Here is a 17331-nt window from a genome sequence, read left to right as displayed (position 1 = left end):
GCACACATCCCCACCGTCGCCAAAGCCACACGCGCACACCCCCACCCCCACCCCCACCCCCACCCCCACCGTCACCGTCACCGTCACCGTCACCGTCACCGAAGCCACACGCGCACATGCCCCACCCTCACCCCCGCCAAAGCCACCCGCACCAACGCCCCACCCTTCCCGCCGCCATGTCGCACGTACGGAGGGTTCCCTTGGCCGCATCGGATGTCGCGGACGTCTTGGCCGACCTGGTCACCGACGCCACCGAGCACCACTACAGCCCCTACACCCGCTTCGACTGGGCCGACACGCTCGCCGAACGGCAATGGTGGATGTCGCCCGAACTCCTCAGCGTGGCCGGCACCCGGTACGCCGAGGAGTGGGACGAAGAGCGGCTCATGCGGCTGAGCAAGTGGGAGAGCATCAACTTCTTCAGCCTCAACATCCATGGCATCCGTGAGCTGCTGATCGAGGTGACCCGGCGGATCCACACCCCGGGGTTCGAGCTGCCCTCGGAGTTCTTCCACCGCTTCCTGGGGGAGGAGAACGGGCACATGTGGTTCTTCGCGCAGTTCTGTCTGCGCTACGGCGACCGCATCTACCCGGACAAGTCCCTCCCGGTCGCCGGGTCGGAGGAGGACACCGAGGTCGACCACTTCCTGGTCTTCGCCCGCATCCTGATCTTCGAGGAGCTGGTCGACCACTTCAACCTCAGAATGGGCCGGGACACCACCCTGCACCCGCTGATCCGCGAGGTCAACCAGGTGCACCACGACGACGAGTGGCGGCATATCGTCATGGGCCGCAAGCTCGTGGAGCACCTGTACCAGCCGCTGCGCGAGCGCGCCGACGAGGCGCTGCGTGCCCGGCTCGATGACTACCTGCGGCGCTACATCACGGCCAGCATGCAGTCCCTCTACAACCCGGCCGTGTACCGGGACGCGGGCGTCGCCGACCCCTACGTCCTGCGCAAGGAGCTGCTGCGGGACCCGGCGCGGACCCGCTACCACGAGACGTTCTTCAAGCGCATCACGAAGTTCCTCGTGAACCAAGGGATCATCAGCCACTCGCCGTTCGACAGCGTCACGGCCTGACGGGGACGACACGGACAACACGGACGACACGGACGACGGGGAAGACCGGGAAGACCGGGAGACGGGGGACGACGATGATCGAGCAGGTACGTGACTGGCTGCTGGAGCGCAATCCGAAGGTCGCCGAGATCGGATGGGACGAGGACCTCATCGACAGTCGGCTCATCGACTCCCTCGCCTTCCCCGAGCTGCTTCTGCTGCTGGAGGAACTGGCAGGCCGCGAGCTGGAGCTGACCGCGGAGAACGTCGTGTGCTTCCGGACGCTGCGCGGCATCCGTGACAGCGTGCTGGCTCCGCCGCGAAGCGTGGTGGGCGATGAGTGACCTCTACACGGCGGACCGGGGGATGGTGGCCCTCGGACCCGAACTCGTCCGCGTCATGGAGCTATTGGAGGAACGGTTCCTCGGCTGGGCCGACGAGTGCGGTGCCGTCCGGATGATCTTCCCGCCCGTGATCAGCACCGCGGATCTCGCCTCCATCGACTACTTCGACAACTTCCCCCACCTGGCGCTGATGACCGCGCCCCTGGCCCTGTCCCCGGACGCGGCGCCCGAGCGGCCGACCGTGCCGACAGAGCCGATCGTGCCGGCCGACGGGGCGGTCCCGGCCGACCGCCTGGGCGCCAGCGAGTACGCCCTTGCCTCCGCCGCCTGCTACCACGTCTATCTGCACCACCGTGCGCACCGGCTCGGCGGCCCGCTGCGCGTCACCACCGTCGCCCGCTGCTTCCGCAACGAGGACCACTACGACGGGCTGCGCCGACTGCGCGGCTTCACCATGCGGGAGATCGTGTGTGTGGGCTCCCGGGAGGAGGTGCGGGACCATCTCGCGCGCTTCAGGCCGAAGGTGCTGGAGTACGCCGGTCGGCTCGGCCTGGATCTCGCGGTCCAGCCCGCGTCGGACCCCTTCTTCGAGCAGGGCGGCGGCCGGGCGGTGCTCGCCCAACTCTTCCCCGTGAAGGAGGAGTTCGTGCACGGCGGGTCCCTGGCCATCGGGTCGCTCAACTTCCACCGCAATTTCTTCGGTGAGCGCTGTGACATCTCGCTCGCCGACGGCACCCCCGCCTTCACCGCCTGTGTGGCCTTCGGGCTTGAGCGGTGGCTGGGGGCCCTGCTGGAGCGGCACCCGAGCCTGGACGACATCCTCGCCCGGGTCACGGAGGCGGCCGTATGAGCGATCTCCTGAGCCGGCTGGCGTCCCTGAGCGGCGCGGAGCGGGCGCGTGTCATGGAGCGGCTGCGGCAGGGCTCCGGCGGTTCCCCGCCCACCTCGCCGGACACGCCCGCGCCGCTGACCGACGCCGAACAGCGGCTGTGGGTGCTCCAGTCCCTCTCCCCCGGCAGCCCGGCCCACCATCTGTCCGCCGCCCTGTACCTCGACGGTCCGCTGGACGTCCCGGCCCTGGGCCGCGCCCTCACCGAACTGACCGCCCGCCATCCGGCGCTGCGCAGCGTCTTCCGGGAGGAGGACGGGGCCCCGCTGCGCCGCGTCCTGCCTCCCGGGCCCGTCGCACCGCGCCTGGTCGACCTGGGCGGTCTGCCGGTGGCCTCGCGCGAGCCCTCGGCCCGTGGGCTGCACCGGGAGGACGCCCGGCGCCCGTTCGACCTCGCGGCGGCCCCACCGGTCCGCCACACCCTCTACCGGCTCGCTCCACGACGGCACGTGCTGACGGTGGTGGCCCACCATCTCATCTGCGATGGGCGGTCGTTCGACATCTTCACCACCGAACTCGCCGCCCTGTACGAGGCGTTCAGTACCGGGCGCCCGTGCCCACTGGCTCCGGTGCCGTCCGTGGACGTCCGGGCGACGCCCGCGGACCTCCCGGCCGACCGGGAGCGGCACACCCGGGCCCTGGCCCACTGGCGGCAGGCCCTCGCCGGCGTCCTGCCCGTACTCGATCTGCCCATCGACCGGCCGCGTCCGGCGGAGCAGCGGGGCCTCGGGGCACGCCATGGCTTCCGGCTCCCGGCCGAGTTGTACCGCGAGTTGCACACGGCCGCCGCCCGCGGTCGTTCGACCGTCTACGGCGCGCTCCTCGCCGCGTACGCCGTGGCCCTGCATCGGATCACCGGCCAGGACGACTTCGTCATCGGCGCGCCCGTGGACACCCGGCGCGTCCCCGCACAGGAACGCCGGATCGGGTTCTTCGTGAACACCCTGCCGCTGCGGGTACGGCTGCCCGCCGGACGGACGTTCGCCGAGGTGACCGCGCGGGTGGGCGAGGTGCTGCGGGAGTCGCTGGAGCACGATGTGCCCTTCGGGGAGATCGTCCGGGAGACGGGTCCGCTGCGTCTGCCCGGCCGCACCGTCCTGCGGCAGACCGCCTTCTCCTACGAGCCCACCGTGGCGAGCGCGCCGGGCGTGCGGGAGCTGACCCTGACCCCGGCGGGCCCGGCGGACTTCGACCCGGGGGTCTCGCCCCTCGATCTCGCGCTGCATGTGCGGGAGCAGGACGGCGAGCTGCTCGGTTTCCTGGAGTACCGCACGGACCTGTTCGACGCGGAGACGGTCGCGCGCTGGGCCGCGGTGTTCGAGGAGGCGGTCCGGGAGACGGCACGCTCCCCCGAGGCCGTCGCCGTGGCGCCGGAACCGGAAACACAGCTGACGGACAGTCAGCTCGCGCTGTACTTCGGCCGGCAGACCACGCCCGGAGTGCGGCTGTACTACGCGCACGTCACCGCGCTCTACTCCCTCGACGCCCCGCTCGACCACGCCCGCTTCCAACGCGCCTTCCAGAAGCTGGTGGACCACAGCGACGCGCTCCGCAGCACCTTCCACGACCGCGGCGGTGTACCGGTCCGCCGGGTCGCGCGGACCCTGCCCGCGCCGGTCGCCCTGGTGGACCTCTCCGATGAGCCCGACCCCCGCGCGACCGCCCTGGCCTGGGCCCGGGAACGCACCGAGGCGGGCCTCGACCCGGCCCGGCGCGTCTTCGACTCCGCCCTGTTGCGGCTGGGCGAGTCCGCGTTCGTCTGGTACCTCGACATCGACCACAGCGTCGCCGACGCCTGGTCGATGTCCCTGATCCTGCGCACGGTGTCCCACTACTACGACCTCGACGGGCTGGGGTCGCTGGACCGGGCGGCGCCCCTGCCGCCGTTCCGGGCGTACGTCGACCACGAGCGCGCCCAGCGCGGCTCCGAGCGCGGACGCAGGGCCGAACGCCACTGGCGCGAGACCCTGGACCGGCCGGCGGAACGGCTCGCCTTCTACGGCCGTGAGGAGACCGTCGCGGGCACCACCCGCACCGCCCGGACGAGCGTCGGCCTGGATGAACGGCTCAGCTCCCGGATCGCGGAGTTCGTCCGACGGGAGGGACACACCTCCGCCGCGACCGTGTTCGGGGCCGCGCTGTTCGCGTACCTCTTCCGGGTCGGTGGCGGGGAAATCCTGCGCGTCGGCACGCCGTTCGCCAATCGGACGGCCGCTTTCCGGGACACCGTCGGGCTGTTCATGAACGTGCTGCCGCTCCAGGTCCGGGCCGACGGCGAGATGACCCTGCGGGACCTGGCGCGGCAGACGCAGCGCGCCTTCCTGGAGGCGGCCCGCCATCAGGAGCACCCGCCACGCCGACGGGCCGGGGCCCGGCCGTACGACGTGTATCTCAACTATCAGAACGTGGCGTTCCATGGCTTCGGTGGTGTCGTCGGCTTCGAGCTGGTGGACAGCGGGCACTCCCCGGACCGGCTGACCCTCCAGGTCCGCGATCTGCGCGTGGCCCCCGACGCGCCGCCCCGGTTCGTCCTGGACTTCGACTTCAACACCGCCTGCTTCGACGCGCGGCAGCGGGAGCGCACCACCGGGCACTACCTCCGGCTCCTCGAAGCCCTCCTGGAGCAGGGCGGGGAGCGGCTCGGCGACGCCCCGCTGCTGTCCCCGGAGGAGCTGCGTGAGCTGGATTCCTTCAACGACACCGTACGGCCGTACGACCTCGACGTGCCCCTGCACGTTCTGGTCGAGCGGCAGGTGCGCCGGACTCCGGACGCCCCGGCGGTCGTCTTCGAGGGCCAGATCCTCACCTATGCCGAACTGGGCATGAGGGCCGACCGGTTGGCCGAGCGGATCCGCCGGGTCCTCGGGCCCGACGCCGTCCCCGGAGCGGCCGTCGCCGTCCATCTCGACCGGGGTCCCGACCTGGTGGTCGCCCTCCTGGGCGTGCTCAAGGCGGGCTGCGCCTATCTGCCCGTGGACCCGTCCACGCCGCCCGAACGCATGGCCTTCATGGTCGCGGACGCCGACGTGGAACTGGTCCTCACGGCGCGCTCTCTGCCGCACGGCGTGCTGCACCGGGGCGTCGCCGTACTGTCCCCGAGCGTTCCGCAGGACCGGGACCTGCGGGTTCACGAGGACCCCGTCGCGGCGGCCGTCCCATCCGTGGACCGGGACCAGCTCGCCTACCTCATCTACACGTCCGGGTCCACCGGCACCCCCAAGTGCGTCACGCTCACCCATCGCGCTGTGTGCAACCGGCTGCTGTGGATGCAGGACACCTATGGCCTCGGGCCGTCCGACGCGGTGCTCCAGAAGACGCCGTTCACGTTCGACGTGTCCGTGTGGGAGTTCTTCTGGCCGCTCATGACGGGCGCCCGGCTGGTCGTCGCCCGGCCGGAGGGACACCGGGATCCCGGCTATCTCGCCGAGGTGGTCGAGCGGGAGTCGGTGACCACGGTGCACTTCGTGCCGTCCATGCTGCGGGTCTTCCTCGACGACCCGGCGGCGGGCGGCTGCCGCTCGCTGCGCCAAGTGATGGCCAGCGGCGAGGCGCTGCCGCCGGACCTGGTGGGGCGGTTCTTCACGGTGTTCCCGCCGCCGACGGTAGCGCTGCACAACCTGTACGGGCCCACCGAGGCCGCGATCGACGTGTCGGCGTGGGAGTGCCGGCCGGCCGACGCCACCGGTCCGGTGCCCATCGGCCACCCGGTGGCCAACACCACCCTGGACGTCCTGGACGACCGGCTGGCCCTGCTCCCGTCCGGCGTCACCGGTGAGCTGCACATCGGCGGGGCCCAGCTGGCGACCGGCTACCGGGGGCGGGAGGAGCTGACAGCCGAGCGGTTCGTACCGGATCCGCGCCGCCCGGGTGGCCGGCTGTACCGGACCGGCGATCTCGTACGGCGGCGGACGGACGGGGCGCTGGAGTACCTCGGCCGCGCCGACGGACAGGTCAAGGTGCGCGGCCACCGTGTCGAGCTGGGCGAGATCGAGACCAGGCTGGCCGGGCACACCGCAGTGCGGGCCGCGGCGGTGCGGCTGTGGGCGGACCGGCTGGTCGCCTACGCGGTGCCGGCGGCCGGGGCCGCGCTGCCGGACGTGGCGGAGTTGCGGGCCTTCCTCGCGCGTTCGCTGCCGGATCACATGGTGCCGACGGCCGTGCTGCCGCTGGCCGCGCTGCCCGTCACCGCCAACGGCAAGCTCGACCGTTCCCAGTTGCCGCCGCCGGGTCAGGCGTCGGGACCGGCTCCGGACCAGGCTCCGCGTACGCCCCGGGAGCGTGCGGTGACCTCCTTGTGGGCCGGTCTGCTGGGCCGGGCGCCGGACGAGATCGGTCTGGACGACGACTTCTTCGCGGTGGGGGGCCACTCGCTGCTGGCGGCGCGGCTGATCGCCGAGACGACCCGTCGCTTCGGTGTCCGGCTGCCGCTGGCGAGCCTGTTCCAGGCCCCCACGGTGCGCGGTTTCGCCGCGTTGCTGGCCCAGGGGCCGCGGAGTTCGCTGCTGCTGCCGCTGCGGTCGGCCGTCGTAGCGGCGCCGTTGTTCCTGCTGCATCCGGCCGGCGGCGATGTGATGGCCTACCGGGAACTCGTCACGGCGCTGCCCCCGGGGCGGGAGGTGCTGGCCGTGCGGTCGCGCGCCCTGCACGGGGAGCAGGAGTTCGGCACACTCCGCGAGATGGCCCTGTGGTACGCGGAACTGGTCGCCGAGCGGCAGCCGGACGGGCCGTATCTGCTGGCGGGCTGGTCGATGGGCGGGGTCCTGGCGGTCGAGGTGGCGGCCGTGCTGGAGTCCCGTGGGGCCCGGGTCGGCCTCGTCGCGCTGCTCGACTCGTCGGTGCCCGGCCCGGCGGACCCCGATCCGCTGCTGGCACCGGCCATCGCACTGGCCGACGTGCTCGCCGACACCGCCGTCACCGCCGACGACGCGACCACCCTGCGCGACCGGCTGCGCGGGCTGCCGCTGGAGGAACGGCTGAAGCTGCTGACCACCTGGGCCGAGGAACACGGGCTGTCGGGCGCGGACGAGGCCGCGGCCTCCGAGGCACTCCTGACTCAGGCCCGACTGGCCGAACAGCACGAACGGCTGGTCCTGGAGCACCGCCCGCCGGTCGTGGACGCCCCCCTCACCGTCTGGTGGGCACGCGAGAAACTCCACGCACGCCGCACCGGCTGGGCCCACCACACCCGCGCGGGTGTCCGGGAGGAGGCGACACTTCCCGGCAACCACTTCACCGTGCTGCGCCCGCCCCATGTCGCCGGGGTCGCCGCACTGCTGGCCACCGCCCTGGACACCGCCGAAAGATCCTCCGAATGATCCCCCCACCGAATGAGAAGGAAGCGACACCAGTGACGTCAGCCCAAGCCGACCGGGGCACACCCGACCCCGACAGCACCTCCGTGACCCCGGGCACACCACCACTGGCCCTGGCCGCCGGATTGGTGACGGTCGTCCTGTGGGCCTCCGCCTTCATCGGTATCCGGGCCGCGGGCAAGGACATCAACCCCGGCGCCCTGACCCTCGCCCGGCTCTTCATCGGCGCCGTGGTACTCGGCGTGGTCGTCGCGGTCCGCCGGGTGGGGCTGCCGCCCCGCGCCGACCTGCCCCGACTGCTGCTGTGCGGCCTGCTGTGGTTCGGGATCTACAACGTCGCCCTGAACGCCGCCGAGCAGCGCATCGACGCGGGTACGACCGCGATGATCATCAGTCTGGGCCCGGTGCTGATCGCGATCCTGGCGGCAGCGCTGCTCAAGGAGGGGCTGCCCCGGGCACTGGTGGTCGGCGGCGGCGTCGCCTTCGCCGGTGTGCTGCTGATCGGTGTGGCCACCTCCAGCCAGGGCCTGTCGGCCGGTACGGGCACCGCGCTCGCGCTCCTGTCGGCGGTGGCGTACGCGGGCGGTGTCATCGCCCAGAAGCCGCTGCTGGCCAACACCTCGGCCCTGATGGTGACCTGGCTGGCGTGTCTGATCGGCGCCGCGCTCTGTCTGCCGTTCCTCCCCCAGCTGATCGACGATCTGTCACACGCGAGCGGCGAGGCCATCGGCTGGACGCTGTACCTGGGCGTGTTCCCGACGGCCGTGGCCTTCACCACCTGGGGGTACGCGCTGGCCCGGTCGACGGCCGGCCGGATGGGCGCCCTCACCTATCTCTCCCCACCGATCGCGGTGACCCTGGCCTGGCTGATCCTCGACGAGACACCGCCATGGCTGGCCCTGGTCGGCGGCGTGCTGTCCCTCGCGGGCGTCGTCTTCAGCCAGCGCAAGAAGTGAGACGCCGGTGACCGCCGACCTCACCGTCGCCACCGCCGCCGTGGGCCGCGTGCTGGCCCTGCGCGGGGCGGGTGAGGCGGTGCTCACCGCCGCCGAGCGCCGCCGGGCCGCAGCCGCCCGCACCCCCGCGGCCCGCGGCGCCTTCGTCGCCGCGCGCTGCCTGGTACGGCTCTGTGTCGCCCGGCGGACCGGCACGGCCCCCTGGGACGTCGTCCTGGAGCAGCGGTGTTCCCGGTGCGGCGGCCCGCACGGCCCGCCCCGCGTGCGAGGCGCCACAGGCCGACTCTCCGTCAGCCTCTCCTACGCGGACGGGTTCGTGGCCGCCGCGGCGGCGGACCGGCCCGTCGGTATCGACATCGAACGGCTGCCCGCCGGGACGGCCGGACCCGACCCCTGGTCCCGACGACGTTTCCTGACCACCGGGGAGCTCGCCCGCATCCGCGGCTCCCCCGAACCCCGCACGGTCTTCCTGCGCACCTGGGTACGCAAGGAGGCGCTGGTCAAGCTGGGCACGGACGGCCTGCCGGCCATGCCCGCGCTGGACCTGTCGGCACTGCCCCTGACACCGGCGGGCCCGGACCGGCCGCACCGGATCGGCCGGCGGTGCCTGTACGACCTGGCGGACGCCCCTACGGGCGTGGTCGGCGCGGTGGCCGTCATCGGTCCCGGTGACCCGGCCTCGCCCACCCCGCCCGTGCTCATGATCGACAGCCCGATCGAGAACCCCGCCCCTGAGGGAGAGGGACCATGACCGAGACGCAGATCCCGTCCACGCCGTACCAGCCCACTGTCCCCGACGCCCTGACCACGGTGCTGCTGGGCCACAACGCCTTCCAGTTCACCCGCGCAGGCGTCGAACTCGGCCTCTTCGAGCTGCTGGACCGTTCCCCAGGGACGACCCGCGAGCAGATCGGCGCGGAACTGGAGTTGCAGGAACGCGCCCTGGAGATCCTGCTGCTCGGGGTCAGCTCGCTGCGGCTGATCGAGCGCGCCGACGGCGGGTACCGCAACTCCGCCGCCATCACCGATCTGTTCAAGGGAGGCCACTGGGAGTTGGTGGAGGCGGTCGTCGCGTTCGAGGCGTACATCACCTACGCGGGCCTCGCCGACTTCACCGAGTCACTGCGCGCCAACAGCAACATCGGCCTGCGCCGCTACTCGGGCGACGGCGCCACGGTGTACCACCGGCTCACCACGGACCCCGAACTGCTCAAGGTCTTCTACCACTTCATGGGGACCTGGTCACGGGTCGCCAGCAAACACCTGATCACCTACGGCGACTTCAGCGGCTCCCGGCGGGTCCTCGACATCGGCGGCGGCGACGCGACGATGGCCATCGCGCTCGCCTCGGCCCACCCTCAACTGGAGGTGACCGTCCTGGAGATCCCCGGGGTGGTGGATCTCGCGCGCAAGCAGGTGGACGAGGCGGGGCTGTCCGACCGGGTCCGGGTGGTGGAGGGCGACATCTTCGGGGACTCCTACCCCGAGGGCCATGACACGGTGATGTTCGTCCACCAGCTCCAGATCTGGCCGAAGGAAAGCATCCGCACACTCCTCGGCCTCGCTCACGCGGCACTGCCCCCCGGCGGCCGTGCGCTGATCCTCAACTCGATGTCCGAGGACGACCTCGATGGACCGCTGATGGCGGCCCTTGCCAGCCCGTTCTTCGCCGCCGTGGCCGGAGAGGGCGGGATGATCTACCCCTGGGAGAAGTACGAGGAGGCCCTGCGGGCGGTCGGCTTCTCCGACGTCCGGCGCACCCGCTGCACCGAGGCCATCACTCCGCACGGCATCATCACGGCGGTCAAATGACCAGCCCGCTGCCCGAGCCCCGGTTGCTCGACGACCTCGTCCGGCTCCGTGAGGACCTCCACCGGGAGCCGGAGCTGGGCCTCGACCTGCCGCGCACCCAGGCCAAGGTGCTGGCGGCGCTGGACGGACTGCCCCTGGAGATCAGCACGGGCACCGCCCTCTCCTCCGTCACCGCCGTGCTGCGCGGCGGCGCAAGCGGCGGCGGGGCGGGCGAGCGCCCGGTCGTGCTGCTGCGGGCCGACATGGACGCGCTGCCGCTGACGGAGGCGTCCGGCGTGCCGTACGCCTCCACGATCGAGGGCCGGATGCATGCCTGCGGGCACGATCTGCACACGGCCATGCTGGTCGGCGCGGCCCGGCTCCTCGCCGGACGGCGCGCGGAACTCGCCGGGGATGTGATCCTGATGTTCCAGCCGGGCGAGGAGGGCCACCACGGCGCCCGGCTGATGATCGACGAGGGCGTCCTGGAGGCGGCCGGACCGCGTCCCTCGGCGGCCTACGCCCTGCATGTGGCGTCCTCGCTGCTGCCGGCCGGGTTGCTGCTGACCCGCAAGGGCCCGCTGATGGCCGGCGGCGACGCGCTACGGGTCACGGTGCGCGGCCATGGCGGGCACGACTCCCAGCCGCAACTGCTCAAGGACCCGGTGCCCGCCGCGTGCGAGATGGTCCTGGCGCTCCAGACCTTCGCCAACCGCGCTTTCGATCCCCTCGATCCGGCGCTGATCTCGGTCGGCAGCATCCACGCCGGGGTCGCGGCCAATGTGATCCCCGACGAGGCGGAGCTGAAGATCGGTGTCCGGACGTTCGGGCCGGGCGCGAAGGCCCGGGTCGTCCCCGGGCTGCGGAAGCTGCTGGAGGGGATCGCCGCGGCGCACGGCGTCGAGGTCGAGGTCGAGCACACCATGGACTATCCGGTGACCGTGGTCGATCCGGCGGAGACGGACTTCGCGGCGACCACCGTCGAGGAGGAGTTGGGCCCGGGGCGGCTGATCTGGTCGCCGCATCCGCTGAGCGCCTCGGAGGACTTCTCGTTCGTCCTGGACGAGGTGCCGGGGACGCTGCTCTTCCTCGGCGCCTGCCCACCGGACCGCGATCCGGCCACGGCGAGCTTCAACCACCATCCCGACGCCGCCTTCGGGCACGAGGTGCTCGGGGACGGAGCCCGGCTGCTCGCCGCCCTGGCCCGACGTCGACTGGCCAGTGCGGGCTGAGGGGGTCCGTTCCGGGGCGGCGGGCCGGTTCGGGTGCGGGTCAGTCCCGTGCTCCGAGCGGCGGTTCCGTACCGGGGCGGCGGGCCGGTTCGGACTCGGCCCAGTCCCGCGCTCCGAGCGGCGCTTCCGAACCGGGACGGCCAGCCGGTTCGAACGCGGGTCAGTCCCGCGATCCGAGCCAGGCCCGCAGCGCCCGATTCTCCTCCTCCAGCTCCTCGATCCGTTGCCGCACGGGGAGCAGCGCTTCGGCGAGTTCGGCGTCCGAGAACCGCGGGGTGATGTGTTTGGAGCAATTCCACGCGAAGCCTTCGACCCGCACCACGATCAGCTGTTCCGGTAGCCCTTCGGAGCGAATATCGGCCAGCCGCTCCGTCAATTCCGGAAATTCCTCGATCTTCCTGCTCTCGGCCCGACCGAGGATCTTCAGCCGGGTGCGGCGCGGATAATCCATGAAGAACAGCGACACCCGGTCGTCGTCCCGGATGTTGCCTGTCGTGATGTACTGCCGGTTTCCCCGCACCTCGGTATAGGCAAGCGTCCCGCTGTCCAGTACATGCACGAAGCCGGGCGGCCCGCCGCGGAACTGCACATACGGCCAGCCGTCCGCACCCACACTGGCCAGGTAGAACCCGTCGCGGGCCACGATGAAGCCGACTTCGTCGGCGCCCAGCGGGTCCGGTTCCTCGGTGTTCCCGGCGATCAGTCGTTCCATCGCCTGCGCGCTGCCACGTTCCCGCTGGACACTCCTTACGGTTTCGGTGAATACGACCCCGGCATATCGAGTCATCGGCTTCCCCTTGAGGGCATGAACGAACGGCCGCCATTTCTGCGGATCTTATCGTCGCCCTCTTTCCGAAGAAAGGGAAGCCAGGAGCTGGGACTTCGGCGGGATTAGCACTCCAGCGGTGGTTTGCTATGTGACCCTGGTCAGCGGCATCGTCTGGGGTGCTGTCGACTGATGTCGAGTCAGGTGCGGTTGTGGCGGATCGCCTGACTGGCGAGTGGAGGGGGAAGTGTCGGCGCTGTGAGCCGGGCAGCGGCCTCCCAGCGTGAGCGACTTGCGGGTGAGTGTGCGCTCGGTGCAGCGCTGGCGCACGTCGCTGCGGACTCTACGGTGAGGGTCGCTTCACATGTCATCGGGGAGGGATCTGTGCGTTCGACGCTGATATGGCTCATACGGCTGTGCTCGCTCACGGCGTGGGTCGCGGGCGCCGTCGCCTGCATGTGGCTGCTGGGGGCCACCGCCATGGCCCGGCCCTGGCACGAACCCTTCGTGTGGGGTGCCGTCTCTGTGGGGTGCGCGGTGGTACGGGTGGTGGCGCTGTGGGTGCTGCGTGGCGAGCCCGAGGCCGACGGGTTCACGGACGAGTTCTGGGTCAAGCTGCGCACCGGTGCTGTCTGGGTCCTCGTCGCGTTCTCCTCCGCCGTGTTCGCCGCAGCCCTGCTGACCTCGTCCAGCGTGGGCGAGAAGCTCGACGCGCTGCGCGACGCGGGCGCCGAGGTGAGCACCGCGACGGTCCTGGAACTGCGGTCGACACGAGAGGAGCTGAACGACGACGCCGTGGTGAAGGGATACGCGTCCCGGCTCCTTGTCTCCGTGCCCGGCGGTGCCGAACGGCTCACCGTGCGCGGCGCCTATACGTACGAGAAGCCCGGCAAGGGCACCGAGGTGGATGTTCTGTGGGCCCGGTCCGACCCCGGTCTCGGCGGGTACGTCAACGAGAGCAAGGACCTGCCCACGCTCGCCGCGAACCGCTGGCATGCCTTCCAGGGCGACGAGTTGGGCAGGGGCTCGCTGATCGCCTTCATCGTGGTCGCGCTCATCGGCTCGATCCTCGTCCCGGTGTTCACCCGCGTGCCCGACGCCGACGACCTTCAGAAGACGGCCTGGTCGGCGCCGCACCAGACCGTGCGCACCGCACTGACCGTGCTGGTGTTCTGGGGCTGGAGCCCCCTGATGCTGGGGAGCCAGCCGGGCCTTGTGCAGATGCTCGCCGTCGTCGGCAGCTTCTGCCTCGTCCTGCTGGGACACGTCCTCACCTCGCTCCGCGGCTTCGGCTGACACACGGCCGGACGTGGAACGACGTCCGGGCGTCCATCCCTGAGGGCCGGAGACGGTGGTCTCCGGCCCTCAGCTGGGGTGCGGGTTACCGGGTGGCGTGGTCGGCGTGCTTGATCAGGTTGACGGTGCTGGTGGGCTGGCTGATGAAGGGGACGTGGGAGGCTCCGCGGGCCTCTACGACCTTCTCGAACCCGGCACGCTCGTACTCCCAGCGCTGGAGGGCGGGCGGGATGGCCTTGTCGTCGGTGGCGACGAGGCCGTAGGAGGGGATGGTGTGCCAGGCGGCGCTGCGGGTGGGCTCCTCGAAGCCGGCGGCGGTGAAGGGGCGCTGGGCGGCGGCCATGAGGGCGGCCTCGGACCGGGAGACGTCGGCGGCGAAGGCGGCGCGGAACTTGTCGGGCTTGAGGTAGAGGTCGGTGCCGGTGGTGCCGTCGGGGTTGGTGTAGGGCTGGGGATTGATGGCGTCGTTGATGAGGCTGCCGGGGAACTTGGCGAGGAGGTCGCCCTGGAGTTCGCCCGTGTCGGGGACGAAGGCGGCTATGTAGACGAGCGCCTTGACGTTGGCGTTGCCGGTGGCGGCGTTGGTGATGACGGTGCCGCCGTAGGAGTGCCCGGCCAGGACGATCGGGCCGTCGATGTTCCTCAGGACGCTGGCGATGTAGGCGGAGTCGCCCGCCACGCCGCGCAGGGGGTTGGCGGGGGCGATGACCTTGTAGCCGTCGTTCTGGAGGCGCTGGGTGACCTTGTTCCAGCCGGAGCCGTCGGCCCAGGCGCCGTGGACGAGGACGACGGTGGGCTTGGTGCCGGAGGCGGGTGTGCCGTGGTCGCCGAGGGCGGCGGAGGCGGCCGGGGTGAGGAACGCCGCGGAGGCGATCGCGGTGGCGGTGGCGACGGCGAGCTTCGTGCGGCGGGAGAGGCGGGCGGTACGCATGGCGTGCTCCTTGGAGGCGTCGTGGGTGGTGCGGGGCTCGGACCCTCGCGGGAGAGGTCCGGAAGTCTGCGGTGTCGGTGTGCCGTTGGGTCTGCTTGCCGTCTTGCTGCTGCGTCCGGCTTCCCGACGACGTAAGTAGACCACGCAATTGAGTTGTGCACAACTAGATTGGATGCGATTGATATTGCGGGGCGTACGTAGGCCCGCCGCGAGCCGCGGCCACGGTGTGAGCCGGCTCCGCGTGCGGGGCGCGGCGCGGTTCCCGGCTACGAGAACACAGCGGCGTCCCCGTCGCGTCGCCCCGCACCGTCAGAAGCCGTGCCGTGCGCCGCCGTCCACCGACAGCATCACGCCGGTGATGTAGGACGCGGCGGGCGAGAGCAGGAACGCTCCCGCACGGCCGAACTCCTGCGGCGTCCCGTACCGGCGCAGTGGGATTCCGGCCTCGTTGGCCGTGCGCCGGGCGTCCGGGTCGGCGTCCAGGGCGTCCAGGTCGCGCATACGGTCCGTGCCGATGCGGCCCGGGAGCAGCCCGAACACGCGGATGCCGCGCGGGCCCAGTTCGTCGGCGAGGGACTTGGCGAATCCGGCGAGCCCGGGGCGCAGTCCGTTGGAGAGGGTCATGTCGGGCGCGGGTTCGTGGACGGTGATCGACAGGACGAAGCCGATGGTGCCACCGTCCGCCAACTGCGCCGCGGCGACGCGGGCGAGCCGTACCGAGCCGAGGAAGACGGACTCGAAGGATGCCTGCCACTGTTCGTCGGTGTTGTCCGCGATGCCGCCCGCAGGCGGTCCGCCGACGCTGACCAGGATGCCGTCGAAGCCTCCGAACCGCTCCCGCGCGGTGTCGATGAGCCGCTGCGGGGCCTGCGGGTCCGCGTTGTCGACGGCGACCCCGGCGGCGTTCACGCCCAGTGCGGCGGCGGCGTCGGCGACGCGGTCGGCGTCCCGGCCGGTGATGACCACCTTGGCGCCGTCGGCGACCAGTTCGCGTGCGACGGCGTTGCCGAGCCCGCGGGTGCCACCGGTGATGACGTACACGCGGTCCTTGAGTTCCAGATCCATGTCGCTGCCTGTCGTTCCTTGTCTCTTGCCGTGTCTCTCGCCATGTCTCTTGCCATGTCTCTTGCCATGTCTCTTGCGGGCGTTCGCCGAGAAGGCGATGTCCCGCCCCGGCGGGACGGTCGCGGGCGCCGGTCAGGGGCGGGCGCCCAGTGCCGTGGCCACGGCCGCGTCGGCCTGTGCGGTGAGCTTGCTGTCGTCCTCCTCGGTCCCCGCCCAGGCGACATGGCCGTCGGGCCGGACGAGCACCGCGCGTACCTCGTCCCAGCCGCCCGGAACGCCGGTCGCGGCGCCGCTGCCGGGCGTCCCGGCGTGGACGGCGATCCGGTCCCGGGCGCGATCGGCGAGCGCGCCGGTGCCGGTGAGATCGAGCAGGAGGTAGGAGTCGGCGCGCAGCAGCGCGAACAGACCGGTGCCGGTACCGGTGTCGGTGAAGGCGAGTTCGGGGATGCGGGCGCCGGTCAGCGGGTGGGCGGTGGGGTCGGTGCTGGGGTAGCGGACGCCGAGCGCGCTGATCTTCCCGGCGAGGAACCGGTTGACATCGGGCACGTCGTCGACCAGCTGGGCGAGCAGCGACCGCAGGGCGACGGCCTCGGGGGTGAACGTCGTCAGCAGCAGCGTCTGGGCCCGGCTGTGCTCCTCCAACTGGGCGCCGACCAGGTGCCGTTCGGTGTGGTAGCTGTCCAGCAGTCCGTGCGACGCCCAGCCCTGGAGGGTGGCGGCCAGCTTCCAGCCCAGGTTGTGGGCGTCCTGCATACCGACGTTCATACCCACACCGCCGGTCGGGAAGTGCTGGTGGGCGGCGTCGCCCGCGAGGACCACCCGGCCGCGCCGGTACTCGGTGGCCAGCCGGGTGGCGTTGCCGTAGCGAGAGAGCCACGACGGATCGCGCATCCCGAAGTCGTCGCCCGTGATGGCGACCGTCTTCTCCCGCAGCTCCTCCAGAGTGAGGTCCCCGGGCCACTCGGTGGTCGAACCGTCCGGGCTGGTGCCCGCGATCCGCCACCGGCCGCCGGGCAGCGGCACGATGATCAGACAGCCGTTCTCGCAGTATCGGTTGAAGGCGAGCGGCGGCGGATTGTCCAGGGCGACATCGCCGAGCCAGCCGAGCTGATGGGAAGGCGTCCCCGGAAAGTCGATCCCGGCGGCCTCGCGTACGGTGCTGCGCGTCCCGTCGCACCCCGCGAGATACTCGGCCTGGATCTCGTACTCCCCCTGCGGCCCCGCCACCCGCACGGTCACCGCGTCGGCGGACTCGGTGAAGCCGGTGACCCGGTGACCACGGCGGATCGTGGCACCGAGCCCGACGGCGTACTCCTCGAACAGTTCCTCGGTCCGCGCCTGGGGCAGGAAGAGGGTGTACGGGTACGGGGTGTCCAGCAGGGAGAAGTCCAGGCGGCTGGGGAGATTGCCGAAGTGGCCGGTCGGGATCTTGGGGACCCCGTCCTGGAACCGCTGGGCCAGGCCGCGGGAGGCGAGCAGTTCGATGCTCCGGGGATGCATGGTCAGCGCCTTGGAGCGCTGATCGACCTCGGTGCGTTCTTCCAGGACGGTGACAGAGACACCGTTGAGCCGCAGTTCGGCCGCGAGCCAGAGCCCGACGGGTCCGCCACCGGCGATGACGACCTGCTGAGTTTCCATTCGACCACCTCTTCGGTCGGCGGCCGGTACCCGGGCAGAGGTCTGGCCAG

At 71.7% G+C, this 17331-nt stretch carries 13 protein-coding genes; 9 read left to right on the top strand and 4 right to left on the bottom strand.

What is annotated here, in order from left to right:
- The first annotated feature begins 200 nt into the window (after nucleotides 1–200).
- The 8 genes from AB0D49_RS28785 (at nucleotide 201) to AB0D49_RS28750 (ending at nucleotide 11585) form a co-directional block, all read left to right on the top strand.
- On the top strand, nucleotides 201–1082 hold the full coding sequence (locus AB0D49_RS28785) for a diiron oxygenase (protein ID WP_362762600.1): 882 nt from the start codon (nucleotides 201–203) through the stop codon (nucleotides 1080–1082).
- 74 nt (nucleotides 1083–1156) lie between these two features.
- Entirely contained in the window at nucleotides 1157–1405 is a 249-nt protein-coding gene (locus tag AB0D49_RS28780; protein WP_362762599.1) for an acyl carrier protein, read from the top strand.
- Nucleotides 1398–2255 (top strand): aminoacyl--tRNA ligase-related protein, encoded by an 858-nt coding sequence (locus AB0D49_RS28775; RefSeq protein WP_362762597.1) that lies wholly within the window; start codon nucleotides 1398–1400, stop codon nucleotides 2253–2255. Before AB0D49_RS28780 ends, AB0D49_RS28775 begins: the two co-directional genes overlap by 8 nt.
- Entirely contained in the window at nucleotides 2252–7609 is a 5358-nt protein-coding gene (locus AB0D49_RS28770) for an amino acid adenylation domain-containing protein (RefSeq protein WP_362762595.1), read from the top strand. The genes AB0D49_RS28775 and AB0D49_RS28770 overlap by 4 nt, the downstream gene beginning before the upstream one ends.
- A gap of 32 nt (nucleotides 7610–7641) precedes the next feature.
- On the top strand, nucleotides 7642–8562 hold the full coding sequence (locus AB0D49_RS28765; RefSeq protein WP_362762593.1) for a DMT family transporter: 921 nt from the start codon (nucleotides 7642–7644) through the stop codon (nucleotides 8560–8562).
- 7 nt (nucleotides 8563–8569) lie between these two features.
- Entirely contained in the window at nucleotides 8570–9313 is a 744-nt protein-coding gene (locus tag AB0D49_RS28760; RefSeq protein ID WP_362762591.1) for a 4'-phosphopantetheinyl transferase superfamily protein, read from the top strand.
- The gene (locus AB0D49_RS28755) at nucleotides 9310–10374 is read left to right on the top strand and encodes a methyltransferase (RefSeq protein ID WP_362762589.1); all 1065 of its coding nucleotides are present in this window, start codon (nucleotides 9310–9312) and stop codon (nucleotides 10372–10374) included. Before AB0D49_RS28760 ends, AB0D49_RS28755 begins: the two co-directional genes overlap by 4 nt.
- Complete coding sequence (locus AB0D49_RS28750; protein ID WP_362762587.1) at nucleotides 10371–11585, top strand: M20 family metallopeptidase; 1215 nt, start codon at nucleotides 10371–10373, stop codon at nucleotides 11583–11585. The genes AB0D49_RS28755 and AB0D49_RS28750 overlap by 4 nt, the downstream gene beginning before the upstream one ends.
- 160 nt (nucleotides 11586–11745) lie before the next feature.
- On the opposite strand, the gene AB0D49_RS28745 is transcribed toward AB0D49_RS28750, so the two are convergent.
- Nucleotides 11746–12372, bottom strand: coding sequence for a pyridoxamine 5'-phosphate oxidase family protein (locus AB0D49_RS28745; protein WP_362762585.1), 627 nt, complete (start codon nucleotides 12370–12372; stop codon nucleotides 11746–11748).
- Nucleotides 12373–12735: 363 nt separating this feature from the next.
- Here AB0D49_RS28745 and AB0D49_RS28740 point away from each other — a divergent pair, with 363 nt between their 5' ends.
- A complete protein-coding gene (locus tag AB0D49_RS28740) occupies nucleotides 12736–13647 on the top strand; it encodes a hypothetical protein (RefSeq protein WP_362762583.1) in 912 nt (303 codons plus the stop codon).
- A gap of 85 nt (nucleotides 13648–13732) precedes the next feature.
- On the opposite strand, the gene AB0D49_RS28735 is transcribed toward AB0D49_RS28740, so the two are convergent.
- The 3 genes from AB0D49_RS28735 to AB0D49_RS28725 all read right to left on the bottom strand — a co-directional run bounded on the left by AB0D49_RS28735 (nucleotide 13733) and on the right by AB0D49_RS28725 (nucleotide 17281).
- Nucleotides 13733–14578: an alpha/beta hydrolase gene (locus AB0D49_RS28735; RefSeq protein ID WP_362762581.1), complete on the bottom strand. Its 846-nt coding sequence runs from the start codon at nucleotides 14576–14578 to the stop codon at nucleotides 13733–13735.
- A gap of 309 nt (nucleotides 14579–14887) precedes the next feature.
- Nucleotides 14888–15643 (bottom strand): SDR family oxidoreductase, encoded by a 756-nt coding sequence (locus AB0D49_RS28730; RefSeq protein ID WP_362762579.1) that lies wholly within the window; start codon nucleotides 15641–15643, stop codon nucleotides 14888–14890.
- A 132-nt stretch (nucleotides 15644–15775) separates the two neighbouring features.
- Nucleotides 15776–17281 carry an FAD-dependent monooxygenase gene (locus AB0D49_RS28725; RefSeq protein WP_362762577.1) on the bottom strand — a complete coding sequence of 502 codons (1506 nt, stop codon included), beginning with the start codon at nucleotides 17279–17281 and terminating at the stop codon, nucleotides 15776–15778.
- Nucleotides 17282–17331 lie beyond the last annotated feature (50 nt).

The organism is Streptomyces sp. NPDC048290, assembly GCF_040652095.1.
In the GTDB taxonomy this organism is placed as follows: Bacteria; Actinomycetota; Actinomycetes; order Streptomycetales; family Streptomycetaceae; genus Streptomyces.
The sequence above is the reverse complement of the archived record's forward strand: the minus strand, read 5'-3'. Positions and strand labels throughout refer to the sequence as shown.